The organism is Acinetobacter sp. AR_0276 (assembly GCF_003000705.1).
In the GTDB taxonomy this organism is placed as follows: domain Bacteria; phylum Pseudomonadota; class Gammaproteobacteria; order Pseudomonadales; family Moraxellaceae; genus Acinetobacter; species Acinetobacter nosocomialis.
The window spans coordinates 2314682-2335871 of record NZ_PSQO01000004.1 but is presented as its reverse complement, the minus strand read 5'-3'; the positions used below and the strand labels follow the sequence as shown (position 1 = coordinate 2335871).

The 21190-nt window shown below is 39.8% G+C and carries 23 protein-coding genes; 6 read left to right on the top strand and 17 right to left on the bottom strand.

What is annotated here, in order from left to right:
* Window positions 1-48: 48 nt before the first annotated feature.
* The 5 genes from CSB87_RS12000 to CSB87_RS11980 form a co-directional block, all read right to left on the bottom strand.
* A complete protein-coding gene (locus CSB87_RS12000; RefSeq protein WP_002053449.1) occupies window positions 49-453 on the bottom strand; it encodes an ExbD/TolR family protein in 405 nt (134 codons plus the stop codon).
* Window positions 453-1073 (bottom strand): MotA/TolQ/ExbB proton channel family protein, encoded by a 621-nt coding sequence (locus CSB87_RS11995; protein WP_002053291.1) that lies wholly within the window; start codon window positions 1071-1073, stop codon window positions 453-455. The genes CSB87_RS12000 and CSB87_RS11995 overlap by 1 nt, the downstream gene beginning before the upstream one ends.
* Before the next feature lie 44 nt (window positions 1074-1117).
* Window positions 1118-1873 carry an energy transducer TonB gene (locus CSB87_RS11990; protein WP_002053518.1) on the bottom strand — a complete coding sequence of 252 codons (756 nt, stop codon included), beginning with the start codon at window positions 1871-1873 and terminating at the stop codon, window positions 1118-1120.
* 387 nt (window positions 1874-2260) lie between these two features.
* Window positions 2261-3124, bottom strand: coding sequence for a formyltetrahydrofolate deformylase (gene purU / locus CSB87_RS11985; protein WP_002053369.1), 864 nt, complete (start codon window positions 3122-3124; stop codon window positions 2261-2263).
* A gap of 74 nt (window positions 3125-3198) precedes the next feature.
* Window positions 3199-3891 carry a TetR/AcrR family transcriptional regulator gene (locus tag CSB87_RS11980; RefSeq protein WP_002053350.1) on the bottom strand — a complete coding sequence of 231 codons (693 nt, stop codon included), beginning with the start codon at window positions 3889-3891 and terminating at the stop codon, window positions 3199-3201.
* A 112-nt stretch (window positions 3892-4003) separates the two neighbouring features.
* Between CSB87_RS11980 and CSB87_RS11975 the strand changes: the two genes are divergently transcribed.
* The 4 genes from CSB87_RS11975 (at window position 4004) to CSB87_RS11960 (ending at window position 7881) form a co-directional block, all read left to right on the top strand.
* On the top strand, window positions 4004-5452 hold the full coding sequence (locus CSB87_RS11975; protein ID WP_031952296.1) for a coniferyl aldehyde dehydrogenase: 1449 nt from the start codon (window positions 4004-4006) through the stop codon (window positions 5450-5452).
* A gap of 167 nt (window positions 5453-5619) precedes the next feature.
* On the top strand, window positions 5620-5856 hold the full coding sequence (gene rpmB / locus CSB87_RS11970; RefSeq protein ID WP_031952295.1) for a 50S ribosomal protein L28: 237 nt from the start codon (window positions 5620-5622) through the stop codon (window positions 5854-5856).
* A gap of 12 nt (window positions 5857-5868) precedes the next feature.
* Window positions 5869-6024, top strand: a complete 156-nt coding sequence (rpmG, locus tag CSB87_RS11965) for a 50S ribosomal protein L33 (RefSeq protein ID WP_001205031.1) — start codon at window positions 5869-5871, stop codon at window positions 6022-6024.
* 147 nt (window positions 6025-6171) lie between these two features.
* A complete protein-coding gene (locus tag CSB87_RS11960; protein WP_006580456.1) occupies window positions 6172-7881 on the top strand; it encodes a cation:proton antiporter in 1710 nt (569 codons plus the stop codon).
* A gap of 36 nt (window positions 7882-7917) precedes the next feature.
* Here CSB87_RS11960 and CSB87_RS11955 read toward each other — a convergent pair whose 3' ends face one another.
* The 10 genes from CSB87_RS11955 to CSB87_RS11910 all read right to left on the bottom strand — a co-directional run bounded on the left by CSB87_RS11955 (window position 7918) and on the right by CSB87_RS11910 (window position 16715).
* Window positions 7918-8196, bottom strand: a complete 279-nt coding sequence (locus CSB87_RS11955) for a hypothetical protein (protein WP_002053465.1) — start codon at window positions 8194-8196, stop codon at window positions 7918-7920.
* 112 nt (window positions 8197-8308) lie between these two features.
* Window positions 8309-8812 carry a DUF6586 family protein gene (locus CSB87_RS11950; RefSeq protein ID WP_004710685.1) on the bottom strand — a complete coding sequence of 168 codons (504 nt, stop codon included), beginning with the start codon at window positions 8810-8812 and terminating at the stop codon, window positions 8309-8311.
* A 116-nt stretch (window positions 8813-8928) separates the two neighbouring features.
* The gene (locus CSB87_RS11945; protein WP_006582221.1) at window positions 8929-9096 is read right to left on the bottom strand and encodes a hypothetical protein; all 168 of its coding nucleotides are present in this window, start codon (window positions 9094-9096) and stop codon (window positions 8929-8931) included.
* A 7-nt stretch (window positions 9097-9103) separates the two neighbouring features.
* A complete protein-coding gene (locus tag CSB87_RS11940; protein ID WP_000699342.1) occupies window positions 9104-9343 on the bottom strand; it encodes an RNA recognition motif domain-containing protein in 240 nt (79 codons plus the stop codon).
* A 73-nt stretch (window positions 9344-9416) separates the two neighbouring features.
* Complete coding sequence (locus CSB87_RS11935; RefSeq protein ID WP_006582222.1) at window positions 9417-11396, bottom strand: ATP-dependent helicase; 1980 nt, start codon at window positions 11394-11396, stop codon at window positions 9417-9419.
* Window positions 11397-11513: 117 nt separating this feature from the next.
* On the bottom strand, window positions 11514-12086 hold the full coding sequence (locus CSB87_RS11930) for an HdeD family acid-resistance protein (protein ID WP_023188503.1): 573 nt from the start codon (window positions 12084-12086) through the stop codon (window positions 11514-11516).
* Window positions 12087-12223: 137 nt separating this feature from the next.
* Window positions 12224-12982, bottom strand: coding sequence for a hypothetical protein (locus CSB87_RS11925; protein ID WP_006582224.1), 759 nt, complete (start codon window positions 12980-12982; stop codon window positions 12224-12226).
* Between the two features lie 86 nt (window positions 12983-13068).
* Window positions 13069-15705, bottom strand: a complete 2637-nt coding sequence (gene topA, locus CSB87_RS11920) for a type I DNA topoisomerase (protein ID WP_002053435.1) — start codon at window positions 15703-15705, stop codon at window positions 13069-13071.
* A 35-nt stretch (window positions 15706-15740) separates the two neighbouring features.
* Window positions 15741-16190 carry a hypothetical protein gene (locus tag CSB87_RS11915; RefSeq protein WP_000368721.1) on the bottom strand — a complete coding sequence of 150 codons (450 nt, stop codon included), beginning with the start codon at window positions 16188-16190 and terminating at the stop codon, window positions 15741-15743.
* A gap of 147 nt (window positions 16191-16337) precedes the next feature.
* Window positions 16338-16715 carry a winged helix-turn-helix transcriptional regulator gene (locus CSB87_RS11910; protein WP_006582225.1) on the bottom strand — a complete coding sequence of 126 codons (378 nt, stop codon included), beginning with the start codon at window positions 16713-16715 and terminating at the stop codon, window positions 16338-16340.
* Window positions 16716-16814: 99 nt separating this feature from the next.
* Here CSB87_RS11910 and CSB87_RS11905 point away from each other — a divergent pair, with 99 nt between their 5' ends.
* Window positions 16815-17822, top strand: coding sequence for a zinc-binding alcohol dehydrogenase family protein (locus CSB87_RS11905; protein ID WP_006582226.1), 1008 nt, complete (start codon window positions 16815-16817; stop codon window positions 17820-17822).
* 55 nt (window positions 17823-17877) lie between these two features.
* Here CSB87_RS11905 and CSB87_RS11900 read toward each other — a convergent pair whose 3' ends face one another.
* Window positions 17878-18123, bottom strand: coding sequence for a SlyX family protein (locus CSB87_RS11900; RefSeq protein ID WP_002053395.1), 246 nt, complete (start codon window positions 18121-18123; stop codon window positions 17878-17880).
* A 32-nt stretch (window positions 18124-18155) separates the two neighbouring features.
* On the opposite strand from CSB87_RS11900, the gene CSB87_RS11895 reads away from it, so the two are divergent.
* The gene (locus CSB87_RS11895; RefSeq protein WP_004710693.1) at window positions 18156-20066 is read left to right on the top strand and encodes an ATP-binding cassette domain-containing protein; all 1911 of its coding nucleotides are present in this window, start codon (window positions 18156-18158) and stop codon (window positions 20064-20066) included.
* Between the two features lie 16 nt (window positions 20067-20082).
* Here CSB87_RS11895 and CSB87_RS11890 read toward each other — a convergent pair whose 3' ends face one another.
* A complete protein-coding gene (locus CSB87_RS11890; protein ID WP_006582227.1) occupies window positions 20083-21093 on the bottom strand; it encodes an acyltransferase family protein in 1011 nt (336 codons plus the stop codon).
* Between the last annotated feature and the right edge of the window lie 97 nt (window positions 21094-21190).

Below are 21190 nucleotides of genomic sequence, written 5' to 3'. Positions count from 1 at the left end.
ATAAAAAAGCAACCGACTTGGTTGCTTTTTTATTGAGTAAACTAAATTTTAGTTTTCACTTACAAAGGCAATATCGCTCAGTCCGGCTTCACTGGCGCGAGACATTACCTGAGCTACCGTATCGTACTTCGACTCTTTATCAGCACGAAGTTGAACGGTTGGTTTAACCGCACCTTGACCTGCTTCTTGGAAACGTTTTTGAAGCTCATCAAGACTAATTACTTGAGTATCCCAAGCCACTTCACCATTTGCATTGATACTAATCGTAATTGCTTTTGGTGGTGGATCAATAATTTCAGCAGTTGTTTTAGGCAGTGTTAATGGAATCGATGGGTTGGCAACTGTTGCTGTGACCAAAAAGATGATCATTAACACCAACATAATGTCGATTAGCGGAATGAGGTTCATCTCATTTATGCCACTATCGTGGTCTTCACCCAATTGAAAAGCCATTAAGCTTGACCTCCAACATAACTTTGCTCTGCAGTTTTAACATCAGACTTTACAGTTGAGTCTTGCTGCAACATGGTGTCGATTAACAAACTGTGTGCTTGATCTTGTAAATCATGAGCAAGACCACGATTAGCACGTACACAAATGTTATAAGCCAATACCGCAGGAATCGCAACTGCAAGACCAAGACCAGTCATAATAAGTGCTTCACCTACTGGTGTAGCCACCTGAGCCAAACCTGCTTGTCCGCTCTTACCTACAGCAACCAGCGCGTGGAAAATACCCCATACCGTACCAAACAAACCAACAAATGGTGCAATTGAAGCAATTGTTCCTAAAACAGAAATACCTTTTTCAGCATTGACTTTTTCAGCAGAAATTTGGCGCAATAGTGCTTGCTCTGCAACTGCTTTACGCTGTTCAAAACTCAAAGGCTGTAACTTTGCTTTTAGCGAACTAATAGCTTTAGAGAGTTGAGCGTAAGCTTGTTGTTTTAATTGGCGAGTCCCCATCAAACGTAAGATGAAAACTGTCCAGGTAGCAATCGACATTGCCAATAAAATGAAATACAGAGTTTTACTCACTGCATCTGCATGTTGCCAATAGATTGAAAAGTTCATATTAGAACTCCTGATTAAGGTTAGCCGTTGGGACTCAAATTCGTTTAAGGGGTTAAATCAAAGGGTTGCTCGGCTTTAATTGGATAAGCAACACCGTTTTCCATATAAGGTTTAAATTTTGCACCACGTACAGCACGGACAACTTTGTCATCTAGACTTGAAATGCCACTGCTTCGTGTTACACGTACGTTGGTAATCTTACCTTTTTCATCGGCTTCAATCAGTACAACAACCGAACGCGCTTCGCCTTGTAAATCTTTTGGTGAAACAGTCAAACGTGGTGAACGGCTCCACTGCACACCTGAACCACCAATTGAAACATGTTTTGGTGATGGATCTGGCGCAGGTTGAGCTTTAGGTGCTTCTTGCACCACTGGCTTTGGCTTTTCAACGACTTTTTCAGTCACAGTAGTTGTTGGGGTCACTACTTTTGGTTCAACTTTAGGTTCTGTCTTTACTGCTTGTTTAGGAGTTTCAGCCTTTTTCACCTGCTGAATTTTTTCCACTGGTTTAGGCGGAGTCACAGGTTTCTCAACAACCTTAACTTCTTTCACTTCTTTTTTAGGTTCCGGCTTTTTAGGCGGTTCTTTCGGTTTCGGTGGTAAAGGTTTTGGTTGTTCTTGAATTTTTACAAAGCGGACTTGTAAAGGCTTCTTATCAATTGGCTTTAGTTCAGCAGGCTTAATGTGGCTAACTGCCCATAAGACCCCGATATGACCAATTGCAACCGCAATTAGTGCCGTGATGACTTTCTTTTTCATCGGATTGGGAGAGTTTAAGGCTGCGGAAGATTGACTCATAAGAATCTAATTACCTAATGGATGATGAAGTCGACTTCAATTTATAGAAACGATTTCAAACATCGGATAGAACAATAAAGTGCCACAATAATAAATGAGAAGTGTTTTCATTTGCAACTACTTTTTTTGCGAAAACACTTTCCAGTATTGTGCGATCTAACTTCATAAAGTGATATCACTTTACTTTTCTCATGTTTAGACAATGCACTAAAACTTGTTGGTTTCAGATACTACTTATCAAATCGTGCTCAACTTAAAAAAAACATTAAGCAACTATATTGAACGTAATCAATGAAACCTCAAATCATAGTTATGTTATAACATTTTAATTTTATTTTAGCCATAAAAAAGCACACTCAAAAGTGTGCTTTTAAAAATATGAGGTAATTAGAAAACAACCGTCTTATTACCATCTACAATGATTCGGTCTTCTAAATGCCATTTAACAGCACGAGCTAACACATTACGTTCCACATCTTCGCCAAGCTCACGTAACTGCTCAACATTATAATCGTGGCTCACACGTTCAACGTCTTGCTCAATAATTGGGCCTTGGTCTAGATCAGCAGTCACATAGTGAGCTGTTGCACCAATCAACTTCACACCTTTTTCATAGGCTTGCTTATATGGATTTGCCCCAACGAAAGCAGGTAAGAATGAGTGGTGAATATTGATGATTTTCATTTCCCATTTAGAAACGAAATCTTCACTTAAAATCTGCATGTAGCGCGCTAGAACTAATAAGTCATTACCCTGCATCATTTCATGAATTTGAGCATAGGCTTCTGCTTTATTGTCTTTAGTTACCTTAATCACAGTAAACGGAATACCAAAGTTTTCAACTGCTTCACGTAAATCTTCATGGTTAGAAATAACGTGGGTAATTTCACAAGGTAAAGAACCACGAGCATGGCGCCACAATAACTCAAGCAAAGCATGGTCGACTTTAGAAACTAAAATACCAACCTTTTTAACATCATTTACAAAAGCAAGACGCCATTGCATGCCATAACGTTCAGCAACATTTGCAGCGAAAGTCTGAATTAAAGCATCCTTACGTGACTGTAAATGATCAAGTTCAAATTCAACACGCATGAAATAACGCCCGCCTTGAGCTTCCGTCGCATACTGATCAAGCGCGGTAATGTTTGCACCTTGGTGGTACAAAAAGCTCGATACAGCCTGTACGATCCCAGGCTTGTCTTCACAAGTAATCAGTAAACGGGCTGTATTGGCAGTGGTCATATTCATTTGGTTAATATCACTTAATTGAGACAAAATTTTGATAAGCCGAGTATTCTAGCGCTCTAAATAAACAAGCACAACTATTCATCTTTTAAGGATGACAAGCTTGCAAAAAGATCAGAGGGTCCAAGTGATTCTAACAATTGTTCATAAGTCGCACGGCTTTCACCCATCAAATAAGGGCCTTCTAAGAAAACCATTTGACGTAATGCTTGCCAGACCCATTTCTCTTCAAGGTGATTGTTGTCACTAATATGCCCAGACATATATAGAAAGTTGGTCCAGTTGGTTAAGACAATCCAAAGGTTAATAATTAAAGCTTCAATTTCAGAAGCTGTCATTTTCATAAGTCCTGCATCAACAAAGGCCTGATAAATTCGTTGTCCTTGTTGCATCACCTGTCCCGCAAATCGCGGATAGATCTTTTTAAAGTCTTCGTTACTTTCAACTAAGTGATAAACATCACGATGAATAAAACGATAGTTCCATAACTGGCCGCTGAGCACTTGAAAATAGTTAATTTTGTCATTGGTCGTTAATGGTCTGTCTTCAGGTAAAGATAGCATTTCCAAAGTCTCGACCTGATATTGATACATTAATTCTTTAATAATTTCATGCTTGTTTCGAAAGTGATAATACAAGTTTCCAGGACTAATGCCCAACTCTGCAGCAATATGATTGGTAGTGACAGACCGTTCGCCACGCTCATTAAAAAGCTGCAAACTGATTTGTAAAATCCGGTCTTTTGTCTTCAAAGCTTTAGGTAGAGACATTTTAATAACCTTCGTTAATTCATATGGTTAAGACTTGCACACAGAAACCAACTTGACTCTTTAGAGTATTTACTCTAAAAAATAAGTATATCAGTATATTTGGTAAGTACCGATGAACAGTCAAACAAAAACAAATCCAGAGACTCAGGTTCCTTATGATGTTAAGCATTTACAAGATTTGCTTGAGCAGCAAAAGATTGCCTACTTACGTCATCCGGTACCCACTGCTAAAGAGCGTATTGATCGTTTAGCTCGTCTTAAAAGAGTCTTGGTAAAATATCAAGATCAGATTGCCGAAGCAATTAACCTTGATTATGGCAATCGTGCCATTATGGAAACCAAAATTGGTGAGTTGCTTACCTGTCTTGAACAAATCAAATATTACAGTAAGAACCTGACCGGATGGATGAAACCATCAAAACGCCATATCAGTGTATTACATCAGCCAGCAAAAGGTTGGGTACAATATCAACCAATGGGCGTAATTGGCATTATTACACCATGGAACTACCCGTTACTACTGTCTGTTGGACCACTTATTTGTGCTTTGGCTGCAGGTAACCATGCCATGATCAAAATTTCGAGTGCTTCTCCAAATTTTGGACAGGTTCTTGAAAATGCACTTTCTGAAGCCTTCCCACAAGAGCTGGTTGGGGTGGTAAATGGCGGCGGCGTAATTTCTGATGCGTTTAGTCATTTGCCTTTCGACAAAATGATTTTCACTGGCTCGACTTCTGTTGGTAAAACTGTCATGGCAGCCGCAGCTCAAAATCTGGTTCCGGTTATTCTTGAGTTGGGTGGTAAATCCCCTGCTTTGGTACATGCTTCCGTAGATATGAAAGATGTCGCACAGCGTATTGCTGTAGGTAAACTATGGAATGCAGGCCAAACTTGTGTTGCGCCAGATCATATTTTCTTGCCACGCGGAAAAACTGCCGAGTTCATTGAAAACTTTAAATTGATTGTGGCCGGAATGTACCCACATTTCCGTAACAACCAAGACTACACCTCTATTATTAATGATAAACAGTACAACCGTATTCAGGGATATCTCGAAAATGCCCGTGATCAAGGTGCGCGTATTGTTGAAGTTAATCCGCAAAATGAAATTTTAGATGATGTCCGCAAAATTGCACCGACTCTAGTGACTGGTGTAACAACTGCAATGGATATTATGCAAAATGAAATTTTTGGTCCTGTTCTACCAATTTTAGAATATGACCAAATCGAAGAGGTCATTGAGTTTATTAATAGTCGCCCGCGTCCTTTAGCAATGTATTATTTAGATTATGATCAGGCACGCGCTGATTATATCTCTCAACATACTCATTCAGGGCATTTCGGAATTAACATGGTGATTACCCATGTTGCGCAAGATGACTTGCCATTTGGAGGAATCGGCGCATCAGGTATGGGTAAATACCACGGACCTGAAGGCTTTTTTGGGCTGTCACATGAACGTTCGGTAATGTCAAATCCAAAACTTTATAGCTTGAAATACATTCTTCCACCGTTCAATAAACCAATTCATCGCTTCATTTCGAAAACCTTGTTGCGTTAACTGATCAAGGCATGATCTGTTACACTAGATCATGCCTCGTTTTTACCAATTTCGCTTGTCTTTTAATCGTATTTTTGGTATAAAACGCCCCTTGAATGAATTCATCCGTTTACATTTAGTATGACTGGCCACAGATTTGCTGTTGGCTAAATCAATGGAGTTACACCATGTCTAAGGTTTGCCAAGTTACCGGCAAGCGTCCAGTCGTTGGTAACAACGTCTCACACGCCAACAACAAAACCAAGCGCCGGTTCGAGCCGAACCTGCACCACCACCGTTTCTGGTTAGAAAGCGAAAAACGTTTTGTACGTCTTCGTTTAACCACTAAAGGTATGCGTATTATTGACAAATTGGGTATCGAAAAGGTTATTGCAGACCTTCGTGCTCAAGGTCAAAAGATCTAAGGAGTCTGAGCAATGCGTGATAAGATTCGTCTCGTTTCTTCAGCTGGTACAGGTTATTTCTATACCACAACTAAAAACAAACGTACTATGCCGGAAAAAATGGAAATCAAAAAATTTGATCCAAAAATCCGTCAACACGTGATTTTCAAAGAAGCTAAAATCAAATAATTTTAGCGTCGAAAAAAACGACTTCTTAAAGAAGTCGTTTTTTTTTGCATTTTTTTTATACCTGCCTTTTTGTTAAACTTTCTACATATTCCACCTTGGCATTTTTTATGCTTGTCTTTAGCCTAACTCACGTAAAAGGAGTTTTTAGTGCCGCATGACGTAGATTTAATTATTTTACTTGCTGTTGGTTTCGGTGTTGCCCTCTTTTTTGGCTATATAGCCGCCCGACTACGACTTCCCCCTCTTATTGGCTACCTTATTGCCGGAATTATTATTAGTCCGAATACCCCCGGCATAGAAGCAGATATTCATCTTGCCAACCAACTTGCTGAACTCGGCGTAATGTTCTTGATGTTTGGCGTTGGGATGCATTTTTCATTAAATGATCTTTTACAAGTTCGTCGTATTGCCTTGCCGGGTGCGATTTTACAGATTGCTGTTGCCACCTTACTTGGTATTGGCGTTTCAATGTTATGGGGCTGGAGCTTTGGCTCCGCTCTGGTTTTTGGCTTAAGCCTATCGTGTGCGAGTACTGTTGTCTTATTAAAAGCTTTAGGAGACCGCGGTCTTTTAGACTCAGTAAACGGCAAAATTGCTGTAGGTTGGCTGTTAGTTGAAGACTTAGTGATGGTACTTGTTTTAGTACTTCTTCCAGCTACAGCAGTTTTACTTGGTGGCAAAGCACCAGCAGGCGCGCAAGGCAACATTTGGTTAACGCTTGGAATCACCCTATTAAAGGTGATTGGCTTTATTGCGTTCATGCTCATTGTAGGCAAGCGTGTAGTGCCTATCATTATGCAGTTTGTTGCTCGCTTAGGTTCAAGAGAGCTATTTACGCTGACAGTCGTAGCAGCAGCTGTTTCAATCGCCTATGGCTCTTATGCTATCTTTGGCGTTTCAATGGCCTTAGGGGCCTTCTTTGCGGGGATGGTCGTAAAAGAATCAGACTTTAGCCACCGTGCAGAAGAAGAGACTCTTCCCCTACGTGAAATTTTCTCAATTTTATTTTTCGTTTCGGTAGGAATGCTGTTTGATCCACATATTCTTATCGAGCGTCCACTGCATATTTTGGCAGTTATCGCAATTATTATGGTGGGTAAAACACTTGCTGCAATGGCCTTGGTTTTATTCTTCCGCTATCCAATTAATACTGCTTTGACTGTCGGGGCCAGCCTTGCACAAATTGGTGAGTTTTCATTTATTTTGGCTACTCTGGGAGTTTCTTTAGGTCTATTAACCCTAGAAGCGCAAAACCTGATTTTAGCGGGTGCTTTATTCTCTATTACGCTTAACTCTTTTGTTTTCTCGGCAGTTGAACCTGTACAACGCTGGATTCGTGAGCGCTCTCATTTGGCACGACTTCTTGAACGTAGTGGTGACCCACTCGCTATGTTGCCAGATGAAGTCGATCAGGCTTATCTACGCGATCAAGTGGTAATTGTAGGATATGGTGGCGTTGGACGACGTATTACTGAAAATTTAATTAATCAGAATATTAAAGTCGTGATTGCAGAAGAAAATCGTGAAATTGTAGAAAAGTTACGTCAAGCAAATATTGCTGCCGTAAGTGGTGTAGCAACTGAACCTGGTGTTCTCATTCAGGCTCATATCATGCATGCACGTCTTTTGGTGATTTCCCCTATGGATATTTTAGATATTCACCGGATTGTGGATATTGCCAAACAATTGAACCCTCAAATTCAGGTTTTAATTTGTGCAGAAAGTAAAGAAGAAGCTGCCGTTATTCGAGATGAAAATATTGGTGAAGTATTCTATGCAAAAGAAGAAATGGCAAAGAATATGAGCCATCATATTTTAAATCAAATCGAGCTTGCGCATCAGTCAACACATCATTAACGCATACAAAAAAGCGTACTCAAGAGTACGCTTTTTTTAACTTAGGAATTTAGGCTGCTCATCTACAACTTCAGCCTGCCATTCATTAACCTGCTTCTCTAGCAGTCCAAATAAAGCAGCTTGAATCATATGCTGGGCAACGATAGGCGTTTGCTCGCCTAATATCTCTTTTAGTTCATCACTAAATTGAATTTTAACCAAAGGCTCTTTTTCAGAACCAGCATTACGCAAGGCGAGCTCACCACCTTCGAGTTGGACTAACTCCAACACTGCTTCTTGATTTCCAAATAACTCTTTCAATTGCTGTATAGACATATACTTCCTCCATGTTTCAACATGGTGGCAAAGCACCCTTGCACTTTGCATCTCTCGTCTTATTTATATAGGCGCACTAGGATTAAATTTCAAGCGCTCAGACAGTTTAATTTTAGAACTCGACCATTTCGTTACGAAAACCATCAATTAAATGACTTAACTCTCTATGCCATTCACGCAAAATTTTCACATCAGGTAACCATGATTGTGGCCCCTGAGTCACTTTAATGATCAAATTAGAAGAAGTTTCTTCTTCCGGTGTCGGTTCAGTAGGTTCCGGTGCATATTGGCACATGCGGTAAGCACGCTTTAACTCTGCAACAAAACCATCTTTTGCCAATTGCTGCAAAACAGAAACTTCAGGAGAAACTTGTCCTTTTGCCGCCATATGCTCTTCAATCGATTTTAATGTCGGCTGCGAGTCATTTAAACGATAATAACGTACCAGTTCTTGCAAAAATGCTAACATCGCACCATGCAAGTGAAAGACAGCTGTTTCACGATACGCTTGTACCTGCTGTACATGATCAGTTTGCTCTGCTTGTTGACACGCTAGGCGCGCAAAATAGAGTTTTTGATTGGTACGATCGGCATGATAACGAGCAACACGTGACATAACTAAACTTTCCTGTTCTAAAATTGCCATCAATATGGCTATTCTTAGCTTAACGACTCCATTGATAAAATCAACGTTATTTATGGTAAATCCAGAGAGACTTGATAAATTTTACATTATCCCTCATCACCATCATTCATTAAAAAATTCTTGTTTTTAACAATTAATAGATCTTTAAGAGGTAACTCTGTAGGCACCCATGAACGGACTTCAAGTGTCTTTACACCTTGGGCTATATAGATTCCATTTGGAGCAACCACAGAAAGAGCTAAAAATTGTTGCATAAAAGTATTACTCTTCAGCAGCCTTAACGCGAATACCGTAACCTTTTACCTTAAGTGTATTTAGACCTTTGATTGCTTTAATGGCTTCACGCGGATTCGGCATTTCAACAAAGCCAAAACCTTTTGATTTACCTGTATCTTTATCGGTAACAACCACACAAGACTCAACTTTACCATAAGCCTTAAACAGCTCTAAAACTTCAGCTTCAGTCACTGAACGATCTAAATTACGAACTAATATTTTCATTTTCCAACCTTAATTAGCCTTCAAAATAAAGGCCAATATACATTTGAGTATTCACAGTGTCTTATACAGTAGTTTAGTCAAGATCGATACCAAAACCTAAGTTTACTGTTCGTGAAGTGTTCCATTGTTTTTTGGCAAATGGCTGCGGAACTTGCCGATGAATTTTTGCCTGCACCAAATGAGCAGGTAAATCATTTAGGAAATAACTTTCGATTTTACGGCCTTGTTCGTCATATGTATCTTGTGACCATGTATTGAGATTTTGCTTCGTTAAAATCAATTCATTTTCCGCACGTGTTAATGCAACATACAATACACGGCGTTCTTCTTCGACTTCATCAAAATCGCCCTGCGCACGCGCATATGGAAATTGATTTGGTGAGACATGCGGCACATAACACACCTTCTGTTCTGCACCTTTAGCCGAATGAATTGTAATTAAGGTCACTAAATCATCATCACCCGCTTTTTCAATTTCAGAAACTGAAATAGGTTCAAGCACATATTCTTCAAGGAACTCACCAAGAGATGCATGTTTACGCGCTAGTTGTTTGACTAAATCAAAATCTCTAGCGCGACGTGACCAATCTTTAGTTTTATAGTTTTGCTCCAACTGTTCACTTAAGGCATCAAGAGCTAGACCAATGCTTGCCTCAACATGCTGCTGTAGCACATCAAGCTGCTTCAAAATCAAAATAGCCTGTAAAGGAACTTTTCCATGACGCTCCAAACGCTGGCAACGCTCTTCGACCTCACTAATACCCATTAACTCTTGTGCTAACTTGCTGGCCCCAACGTCACCAATACCATCCCATAAGGTTAAAAAGCGCATCCAAGCCAAGTCATCCTGTGGGTTACTCACAATACGTAATAAACTGAGCACATCTTTTACATGCGCTGATTCAAGTAACTTTACGCCCCCAATAAAACGATACGGAATTTCAGCGGCAATAAATGCACCTTCCAAATAACGAGCACTGTAGCCAGAGCGGACTAACACCATATGGTCGTACCAATTTGCGCCCTGTTGATGTCGCTCTATTAAGTCTTGTGCAATCCAGTTGGCTTCTTCAAATTCATTACCAAACAAATGGAGTTGTGGCTTTTGTCCTTTGCCACGATGTGCCTGTAACTGTTTTTGATAATCGATTGGACTGTGGGCGAGTAACCAATTTGATAAATCTAATATTTCTTGAGTCGAGCGATAATTTAAATCTAAAGTATGAATTACTGCGTCTGGAATCCGCTCTTTAAACGAATGAATGTTTTCAAAGTCGGCACCACGAAAACCGTAAATCGACTGAGCATCATCTCCCACACAAAATAATTTCACCTTACCAATCAGTGGCTGCAAAAGAGCCCACTGTAAAGGATTGGTATCTTGCATCTCATCAACCAATAAAGCTTGGCAAAAGCCTGCAACCCAATTCGTCAGTGCTTCCGAGTTTTGTAAATGAACAGCGACGATCGACAAAATGTCATCATAATCTAAAAAATTACGCTCTCTTTTACGCTGTTCATAGGTTTTCATTAACTCAGCAATTTGTGATTTATATTCATATGCTTCAGGTAATTGCTTGAGTAACGCTTCAGACAGCTTAGATTGTGTATTTCGGGCATAAGAATATAAATCACACAGCTCTGCCGCTTTAGGCAAAACATTATCTTTGTCTTTGCCTCTCAATAAGCGAAACATGAGTAACTGATCATCACGATCAATAATACTAAATTGGGTTAAACCAAACGCTTGCGGATTACGACGCAATAAATACATGCAAAAGGTATGAAAAGTAGATGCGCGAAGGCCTTTGGCTTGTGCTCCAACATGCTGTTCAACCCTTGCAACAATTTCACTCGCAGCACGGCGCGTAAATGTTAAAATCTGAATTTGATTGGCTGGCAGCCCCTGATCAATTAAATAAGCTGCGCGAGCAACAATGGTTTTAGTCTTGCCACAGCCCGCTCCAGCCAAAACCAAACAGTTTTGTGCTGTAGTAGTTGCTGCTTTTTTTTGCTGAGCATTTAATTCATTAATTAACTTTGCAAGACTCATAACACATATCGCTAAAACACCAAGGCTTAGTTTAACAGACCCATACCATGAGATGGACCTTCACTCACTAAAAACAAAAAAAGGACACTCTAGGTGCCCTTTTGTTCGTTATTTATATTAAGAAACCGTTTTTGAGCTAGAAGGCAAATGTTTAATTGCAGAAGCAAGTCCTAAAAAGTTGATTCCCTGAAATAAAATATCTACTGCTAAAAACATTCCCAACACCCAAAAAGGTGAGTCTTTAGAAACTAAAATTAAAATACCGGTAGCGAGTGTTAGTAACCCGGAAAATAAGGTCCAGCCCCATCCAGCGATTGGTCTCAATAAAAATGCATTTATAGTACGAATTATCCCGGCAATAATCAGGGCAATTGATAATAAGCTAGTTAAAACCACAGCCGTAGTCACAGGCGTAGAAAATGCGTAATAGCCCGCCATTAAATACAGCACACCAAAAAGTGCCCACAGCCATCGGCTACCGCCCTTAAATACACTTATGGCAGCAATCAAGTGCAGCACACCACCTATCATCATTAAAATACCAAATAGGAAAACAACCGAAAATGTTGCAAATGGCAGTGAGCTAAATAACACCAAACCGAAAATAATGAGCACAAAGCCTAATATTAGATACCATTTACGATCAGCATGTAGCTGATTACGAACTAAATCATTACCTACAGTTTTCATCATGGCTACTCTTATTATCAGGTATTAGAAAGTTTATATAATGTCATTATAGTGATGCACTTCACATTTATTGTCTGTATAAGATCTGCATCGTTTATTAACAATTGATGGGGATAAAACAGTATTTATCCACAATTTTATTTCAACCATCCAATTTCTTGAGCAGTCGGTAAACCGATTACAGTTTCTTGTAAATCACTTGGCATTTTATTGGTCTGTTCAGATAATGGTGTTCGACCACCCATGATTTCTGCTCGTGTTTGTGGATAAAGAGGGACCTTTTCAGGTTGTGCGTAGCCTAATGGATAAATCGGCTGACCTGTTTTTAAATCATATTTATCTTTTGCGCCAAAGCCGTGTAATAGCTCGTGAACGATAACAACCTGATTTTGTGGGGCTTGCTCTCGTGTAGCAAACAAATTAACGCTACCAATACGGCCTTTTTCTAAAGCAGTCGAATGCACCAAAACTTTTTGATAACTTGGATCATAATAATTTAAATAAAGTTTGAGTGATGCCCCACTATCTTCAGGTTGCTGTTGTCGCCATGCATAAAAACGAAACTTTAAGCTCCACCAAATGACATTCAGGATATTGGCATTTTGAGGAACTACAGGCGGCCTCTGCTGTAGTTGCTGCCCTAAACGAATTTCAAAGTTACTTGATTGCCCACGATAATGCTGTGACCATTCACTTAGGTAGCTTTTAAGCGTTTGGAAGTCAGCGTTTTGTAGCTGATGAATATAAGCTTGTGTGGTTTGTAAACCATCCGCATTTATTGGGTGCAATACCACAACAATAGGCTGATTCCAGTCTTGGTTTTGGTCACGCCAGGCTTGAACTGCAACGATTAATAAAACAATCAATAGACACAAAATCCGAATGTTTTTCCACATTCTTGTTCCCCATAAAAATTAAATTTTCTTTTCTTGTTCTAGATATAAAAAATGCTAGCTGAGCTAGCATTTTTCATTTGTCTTATTTAGCCTTCAATCCATTTACCGTCTTGGTAAATCAGGCTCCATTTAGTTTGTTTACCTTCTGGTGTTTCAGATCCCACATACTGTGATTGGTTCTTACGACTAAACTTCACAATCGTTGGATTACCTTCAGGGTCTACATCCGGAGCTTGTAAAATAAACTGGTATTTTGGATCAAGTTGGTCAGCAACACTACGAAGCTCCGCAACTTTTGGTGCACGTGTTTCACGAATTTTCGGGAACTTACTTGCAGCCAAGAACAAACCAGCCGCGCCATCACGTAACACAAAATAATCATCATGTTTGGTCGAGCGCAAATGTTCCATCTTAATTGGTTCTACGCGTGGTGGTGCAGGTTGACCATTTTTCAAGACTTTACGTGTATTATCACAGCTTGTACAAGCGAAATACGGACCAAAACGGCCAGTTTTAAGCTGCATTTCACCATCACATTTATCACATGGAATGGTTGGGCCATCATAACCTTTGATCTTGAACTCGCCTTCTTCAAGCTCATAACCATCACAGTCTGGGTTGTTACCACAAACATGTAACTTGCGGCCACCATCAATGACATAACTATCCATTGCTGTACCACATTTAGGACAACGATGTTTAGACATCAAGTCTGCGGTTTCAGCACTGTCATCATCAGATAACGCTGCTAATGACTCAACTGGTGTTAAGTTCAAAGTTCCTTTACAGCGTTCTTTAGGCGGCAAGTTATAACCTGAACAACCTAAGAATACGCCTGTAGTACCCGTACGAATCTGCATTGGTCGTGAACATTCAGGACAATGTACTGCTGGTACTTCAACTGGTTGATTACGGCGCATTCCCTGCTCACCTTGAGCATTGGTCAGACGCTTTTTAAAATCACCGTAGAATGTATCGAGTAATTCTTTCCAATTACGCTCACCCGTTGCCACACGGTCCAGCTGACCTTCTAAATCTGCGGTAAAAGCATAATTCATCAGGTTATTAAAACTTTCATCAAGACGATCTGTTACGATCTCACCCATTTTCTCGGCAAAGAGACGGCGATTTTCTAACTTAACGTAGCCACGTTCTTGAATTGTAGAAATAATGGCAGCATAAGTTGATGGACGACCAATACCACGTTTTTCAAGTTCTTTTACTAAAGATGCTTCAGTAAAACGAGCTGGTGGTTTAGTAAAGTGCTGACTCGGATCTAGCTTTTCTAATTTTAAAATTTCACCCACTTTAATTGCAGGTAAAATGATATCGTCATCAGATTTGTTAGCACCACGAACTTTAGTGAAGCCATCAAATACAAGCGTACGGCCTTTTGCCTTTAACTCCACATTGCCAGCTTCAACGGTTAAAGTTGAAGATAAATATTCTGCCGGAGTCATTTGGCAAGCAACAAATTGACGCCAAATTAAATCATATAAACGCTGCGCATCACGCTCTACACCTGCAAGTTGATCACCTGTAAGTGCAACATTTGACGGACGAATTGCTTCATGGGCTTCTTGAGCACCCGCTTTGTTACCATAGCGGTTTGGCTTTGCTGGTAAATATTTCTCACCAAACTGGCTTTCAATATGAGCACGGACCATACTTACAGCGTCATCACTCAAGAATGTTGAGTCCGTACGCATATAGGTAATAAAACCAGCTTCATACAAACGTTGCGCCAACATCATGGTTTTCTTTACAGAGAAACCTAAGCGTGTACTTGCCGCCTGTTGTAAAGTCGACGTGATATATGGTGCACTCGGATTCACCTTAGTCGGCTTATCTTCACGCTGTGCAACTTTATATTCAGCGCCCTTTAATACATCCAACAGGGCATCTGTTTCAGCTTTGTTCTTTAATTTAAGTGTTTTACCAGCCTGTTTCACAGCCTCAAGACGAATATCATCTTTTTTAGCCTTAGTGTCTGCAAACACTTGCCAATATTCTTCTGGAATAAAAGCACGAATTTCACGTTCACGTTCAACAACAAGCTTTACCGCTACAGACTGTACACGACCTGCTGACAAACCACGGGCAATCTTTTCCCATAGTAATGGCGAAACCATGAAGCCTACTACACGGTCCAAGAAACGACGCGCTTGCTGTGCATTAACACGGTTTAAGTCTAGGCGAGTTGGCTGTTTAAATGCTTCTTGAATGGCATTTTTAGTAATTTCGTTAAATACCACACGATGATAACGGCTATCGTCACCACCAATCACTTCGCGTAAGTGCCAAGCGATTGCTTCCCCTTCTCTATCCAAGTCCGTTGCGAGATAGATTGCATCTGCATCTTTGGCAAGTTTCTTGAGTTCAGCAACAACATTTTCTTTGCCAGGTAGAACCTCGTAGTGTGCTTTCCAGTCATGTTCCGGATCGACACCCATACGATTAATCAGCGCAGATTGGGCTTTTTGTTCTTTTTCAGCTTCAGTGAGTTTTGTCCGGGCAGCCGGCTTTTTCTCTGTTGATTTGCTGCCGCCTGTTGGCAAGTCACGTACGTGACCTACAGAAGACTTAACAATGTACTGCGAACCTAAATATTTGTTGATGGTTTTCGCTTTGGCAGGCGACTCCACAATCACTAAGGCACGTTTATGTGCAGCAGAGGCAGTAGATGCTGTGCTTTGAGATGCAGAGCGCGAGGTATTCGCCATATAAAATGTTATTCCTATACCAATAAATTTAAAAATCAGGCTTCAGCCAAGGCCAACAGATAAGCCTTCATCTCATCTAATTGCGTAGCTTTCAGGTCCGATTCCTCATCCCAATAAAGGCCTACACAGTTTGCCTGCATATCAATAGCATAAATCCCTTTTAATGCAATGGGAGAATCATTAAATTTCTCATCGCCTTGCACAACTTTTAATTTTCCGTCTATAACGCGAGCACGCATGAGCGGTAAACGAGCATCGGGGATCAATACACTATAGTAAGCAACCATGCTGGCACGCTTTTCAGTTGCCATCGGGACATGTGTCCATTCAGGTGCAGCAATTACGCGTGGATGTAGCCCCATTTTGCGGGCTTTGTCTCGCATAATTCCCAGCGCCTTTTCACGTGGACTCACTCTTAAACCAAAAATGGAGCCTAGCACGAAAAGAACAATGATAACGGTAACCCAAATTCCGATATTGTCCATAGCAAAACCTATTAATCTCTTTTATTAGAGTTGCATAAGCTGACCAGAAAACGCAAGTTACATCATAAAAATAATGTCCAATTAACCGACGAGGTTAAAAACTACAACATTTCCTCATAGATATTCTTAGCAATCTAGGCACAATATTTAGGCGCTCTTTTCAGTTTCAAGAGTAGCTAACTTACCAAACTGATCCAGATGTGCATCTCCCCACGTTTTTAGAGCAAGAAGTATCTGCTCAAGCCCGAGCCCCAAATCAGTCAGGCTATATTCCACTTTAGGAGGAACTTGAGGATAAACCTCCCGATGAATAATGCCATCTTGTTCTAACTCACGAAGCTGATTGGTGAGCATTCTTTGCGTAATGCTTGGAACTCGTTTACGGATTTCATTAAATCGTAAAGTTCCTTCATTTAATAAATGCCAAAGAATGACGCATTTCCATTTGCCATCAATCAAACTGATCGCGGCTTCAACTGAACAACCCGGTGAGCAGTCAAAACTTGAATGTCGAGCTTTTGCCATTTTACAGTATCCTTTTTGACACTATGAGCGTTATTTGTCTGTAGTCACTATTTTTAAGCTTACGTTATGATCAAACTCTCAACAAGAGGAATCATAATTATGAAAGCTGTCGCATATCAAAAAGCAGGTCCCATTACATCGCCAGAATCACTCGTTGATATTGAACTCGATACACCTGCTGCGAAGGGACACGATTTACTAGTTCGCGTGCAAGCTATTTCAGTAAATCCAGTCGATACCAAAATACGTAAAAATATAAGTGCCGAATCCGGCTGGAAAGTGCTTGGCTGGGATGCTGTAGGCGTGGTTGAAGCGACTGGAGATAAAGTCACTCAATTCAAAGTAGGCGATGTTGTTTGGTATGCAGGTGCTTTAAATCGCCAAGGCAGTAATAGTGAATTGCAATTGGTTGATGAACGTATTGTTGGTCATAAACCAAAAATTTTAGAAGCAACAGAGGCAGCAGCTCTCCCTTTAACTGCAATCACAGCTTGGGAAATGCTATTTGATCGTCTGCAAGTTCCAAAGACTGCACCTGCTAATACAACTATTTTAGTGATTGGTGGAGCTGGCGGTGTAGGTTCAATTACCATTCAGCTTCTTAAGCAATTAACTAACCTCACGATTATTGCTACAGCTTCACGCCCTGAAACAAAAGAATGGGTAGAACAACTAGGTGCCGACTATGTATTAGATCATCGCGAGCCTTTAGCCCCACAAATCAAGCAATTAGGCTTAAATGCACCTTCATATGTGTTCTCGACCACTCAAACGGATCAGCATTTATCAGATATTGTAGAGTTGATTGCACCACAAGGGCATTTTGGCTTAATTGATGACCCTGAACAGTTAGATATTAAACCGTTTAAATCGAAGTCTGTATCCGTACATTGGGAGTTTATGTTTACACGTTCAATGTTTCAGACTGAAGATATGCAAAAACAAAGTGACCTATTAAATGAAGTCAGCAAGCTGGTTGATGAAGGGAAAATTAAAACAACTGTGACTGAAGTTTTAAGTCCAATTAATGCTGAAAACTTAAAACGGGTTCATCAGCAAATTGAAAGTGGAACAACAAAAGGGAAGATTGTTTTACAAGGTTTTTAAATAAAATTAAAAATATTCCCCCAATAAAAAGGCAAGTATTGAACTTGCCTTTTTATTAATAGTGCGGGGGTTTATTCGTTAAAGGGTCAAAAGGTGCAATGCCTTCTGATAAATCCGAAGATTCCACACGTTGATAAAGTAATTGCATTTGTTTTTTCAAATCAGCTATTTCCTGAGTTTGAATAGCGAGTTGTTGATTTAATTGTTCAACTAAATCATCCAAAAATGTAATTCGCACTTGCAAATCTTCAATGGGTGCGGAAAATGACGCTTGATCATCATGATATGGTGGTTTAGTCATTTAAATCCTCATTTGAGATTCTGGAAAACATTATGGCCTATATTACCCTAAGGGATGTCCAACTTGCTTTTGGCGGACCTGCCCTGCTCGATGGCGCGAACTTTAATCTAGAACGTGGCGAACGAGTCTGTTTAATTGGGCGTAATGGTGAAGGTAAGTCTACTTTACTTAAACTCATCGAGGGAAGCTTATTACCGGATTCTGGTGAAGTTTCTATCCAAAATGGTTTAACAGTTTCCATGTTAGCCCAAGACGTTCCAATGGATTCAGGTAAGGTTGCTGACATTGTAGCAGACGGCGCAGGAGAAGCGGCTGAAGTACTTAAAGCGTATCATCAAGCAACCGATGCTTGTATGCTTGGCGATATGGAAGCTTGCGACCGTATGGGTAACCTTCAGCACAAGCTAGACCAACTAGACGGTTGGGCACTTGAAAACAAGGTTAATGCTCTATTAAGTAAAATGGGTCTCGATCCAAATGCAGATTTGGCAGACTTATCTGGTGGACGTAAACGTCGTGTTTTACTCGCTCGTGCTCTTTTAACGCAGCCAGACGTATTGCTTCTAGACGAACCAACCAACCATTTAGATGTTGAAAGTATTGAGTGGCTAGAAAAATTCCTACTCGATCAAAATAATTTAACACTTCTATTTATTTCGCATGACCGCTCTTTTGTAGATAGCATTGCGACTCGAATTGTTGAACTTGACCGCGGCATCTTACGTGGCTACGAAGGTAACTATTCACGCTATTTGGAGCTTAAAGCTCAGCAAATGGAAGCCGAAGAGAAACAAAATGCTTTATTTGATAAAAAATTAGCTGAAGAAGAGGCTTGGATTCGTCAAGGCATTAAAGCACGTCGTACACGTAACGAAGGCCGTGTTCGTGCATTAAAAGCTTTACGCGAAGAATCGAAAGCACGCCGTTCACAACAAGGCAAAGTGAGCATGGCGACTCAAGAAGCAAATCGCTCTGGTAAATTAGTATTTGATATTGAGCACTTGAGCGTATCTTATGATGGCAAACCACTCATCAAAGACTTCTCGACGCTTGTCATGCGTGGTGATCGTATTGGCTTAGTCGGTGATAACGGTGTCGGTAAAACGACTTTAATTAAAGCTATTTTAGGTGAAATCGAACACGGTGGTTCTGTTAAAACAGGTACTCAATTAGAGATTGCTTATTTTGATCAATTACGTAATGCCTTAGATCTTGAAAAAACAGTCATGGCAAACGTTTCAGAAGGCTCTGACTTTGTGGATGTAAATGGCAACCGTCGTCATATCTACAGTTATTTACAAGATTTCTTGTTCTCACCTGAACGTGCACGCACACCAGTAAAAGCTCTTTCTGGTGGTGAGCGTAACCGTATTTTGCTTGCTAAATTATTGCTTAAACCATCGAACCTGATTGTGATGGACGAACCAACCAATGACTTGGATATGGTAACTCTTGAACTACTTGAAGAGATGCTCTCCGAATATAAAGGCACGCTATTACTTATTTCGCATGACCGTGCATTTATGGACAACGTTGTCACTTCTACTTGGGTCTTTGATGGTAAAGGTGGTATTGCAGAGTACATAGGTGGTTACCAAGACTACTTACTACAACGCCCAGATGAAAAAGTGGTAGACCAGAAGTCTGACGTTAAGAAAGCTCAGGCAAAAGCTGAAGCTGAAAAAGCTGCTGCTCAAAGTACCGTAAAAAAGGTGAAATTGAGCTATAAAGACCAACGTGAACTTGAGCAACTTCCTGCTGAAATTGAAAAGCTGGAAGTTGAACAAGCCGAGCTTTCTGACAAACTTGCAGATGGTTCATGGTTTGTGTCTGATGCAGATGCTGCGACTCAAGCAAGTCAACGCCTAGCAGAAATTGAAGAATTATTGCTTGAAAAATTAGAGCGTTGGGATGAACTTGAGCAAATGAGTAAAGGCAGTTAATCAATAAAAAAGGGCTTTAATTAAAGCCCTTTTTTGGTTTTAAAAGTTCTAATAGTTTTATAAAAGGTCTGTAAATAAAGAAGGAAATTAAACCAATTAAACGTTCAAATAGCTGTAACTGCAAAACCATACAAGTCACGATAGCCAAAACAAGACTAATGAAAATATTGATCTCGACCGAGTATTTAAAACTTAACTGATGAGTCAAAACAATAATTATAAAACCATGCAATATATAAACTGGCAGCGTTTTTTGGCCTAAACCGATCCAAGGTCGTTTAAAATTTTGAGTGAGTACAAATAAACTCAAAACACCCATAGTCGATAGCAACATAATTACACTGCGAATCAGCATTCCCTGCCATAGATCTACATGTAGTTGAAAATATGACAAACTACCAAATAACCAGTAATAACTATAATGACTTATAGCCGCTACAGCAGTAATGATTAGTAATGTGATAACAGCAAATAACTTTGCATAAGGCAACTGCAATATATACTGAAAAATGGTTTTACCATAAATCGACCCAGCTATAAAAAAAGGTAGAAATACGAAAATTCGACCCATCGAATAGCTGTAATTATTAATAGGTGAGCATCCAACCAGTAAAGCTAAAACTATTGAAAATAAAACTGGATAAGCCGTCTTTTTTAGGAAAAAAGCGAGAACCGTCCAAGCCACCATGCTAAATAAATACCATAGCACCCAATAAGGCTTAGCAAACCATACCAAATGAAACGACCAATTCCATAAACTTCCGCTATAAAAGGCATCAAGCAATTGAAATAAAAACTGAAATGGTAAATATAAAGATAAAAAGTAAATTAATTTTTCTAGTATTTTCTCTTCTTTAAAAAACATGCCTGATATAAAAATAAAAGCTGGCATATGAACAAAGTAAATACTCCCTAAAATCACTTGATTTAGAGGCTCGTTCCAGCCAATTAACCTTTCAAGGTAATGACCTAATACAACCAGAAAAATTAAGATGCCTTTTGTGGCATCGATATGGAGATTTCTCATAAATTTCTATGAAATCAGGATATTCATATCATACTGAATTATTCTTATTTTTTAATTTAAAAAGACAATGAATAATGTTTCGCTGTATATAAAATAA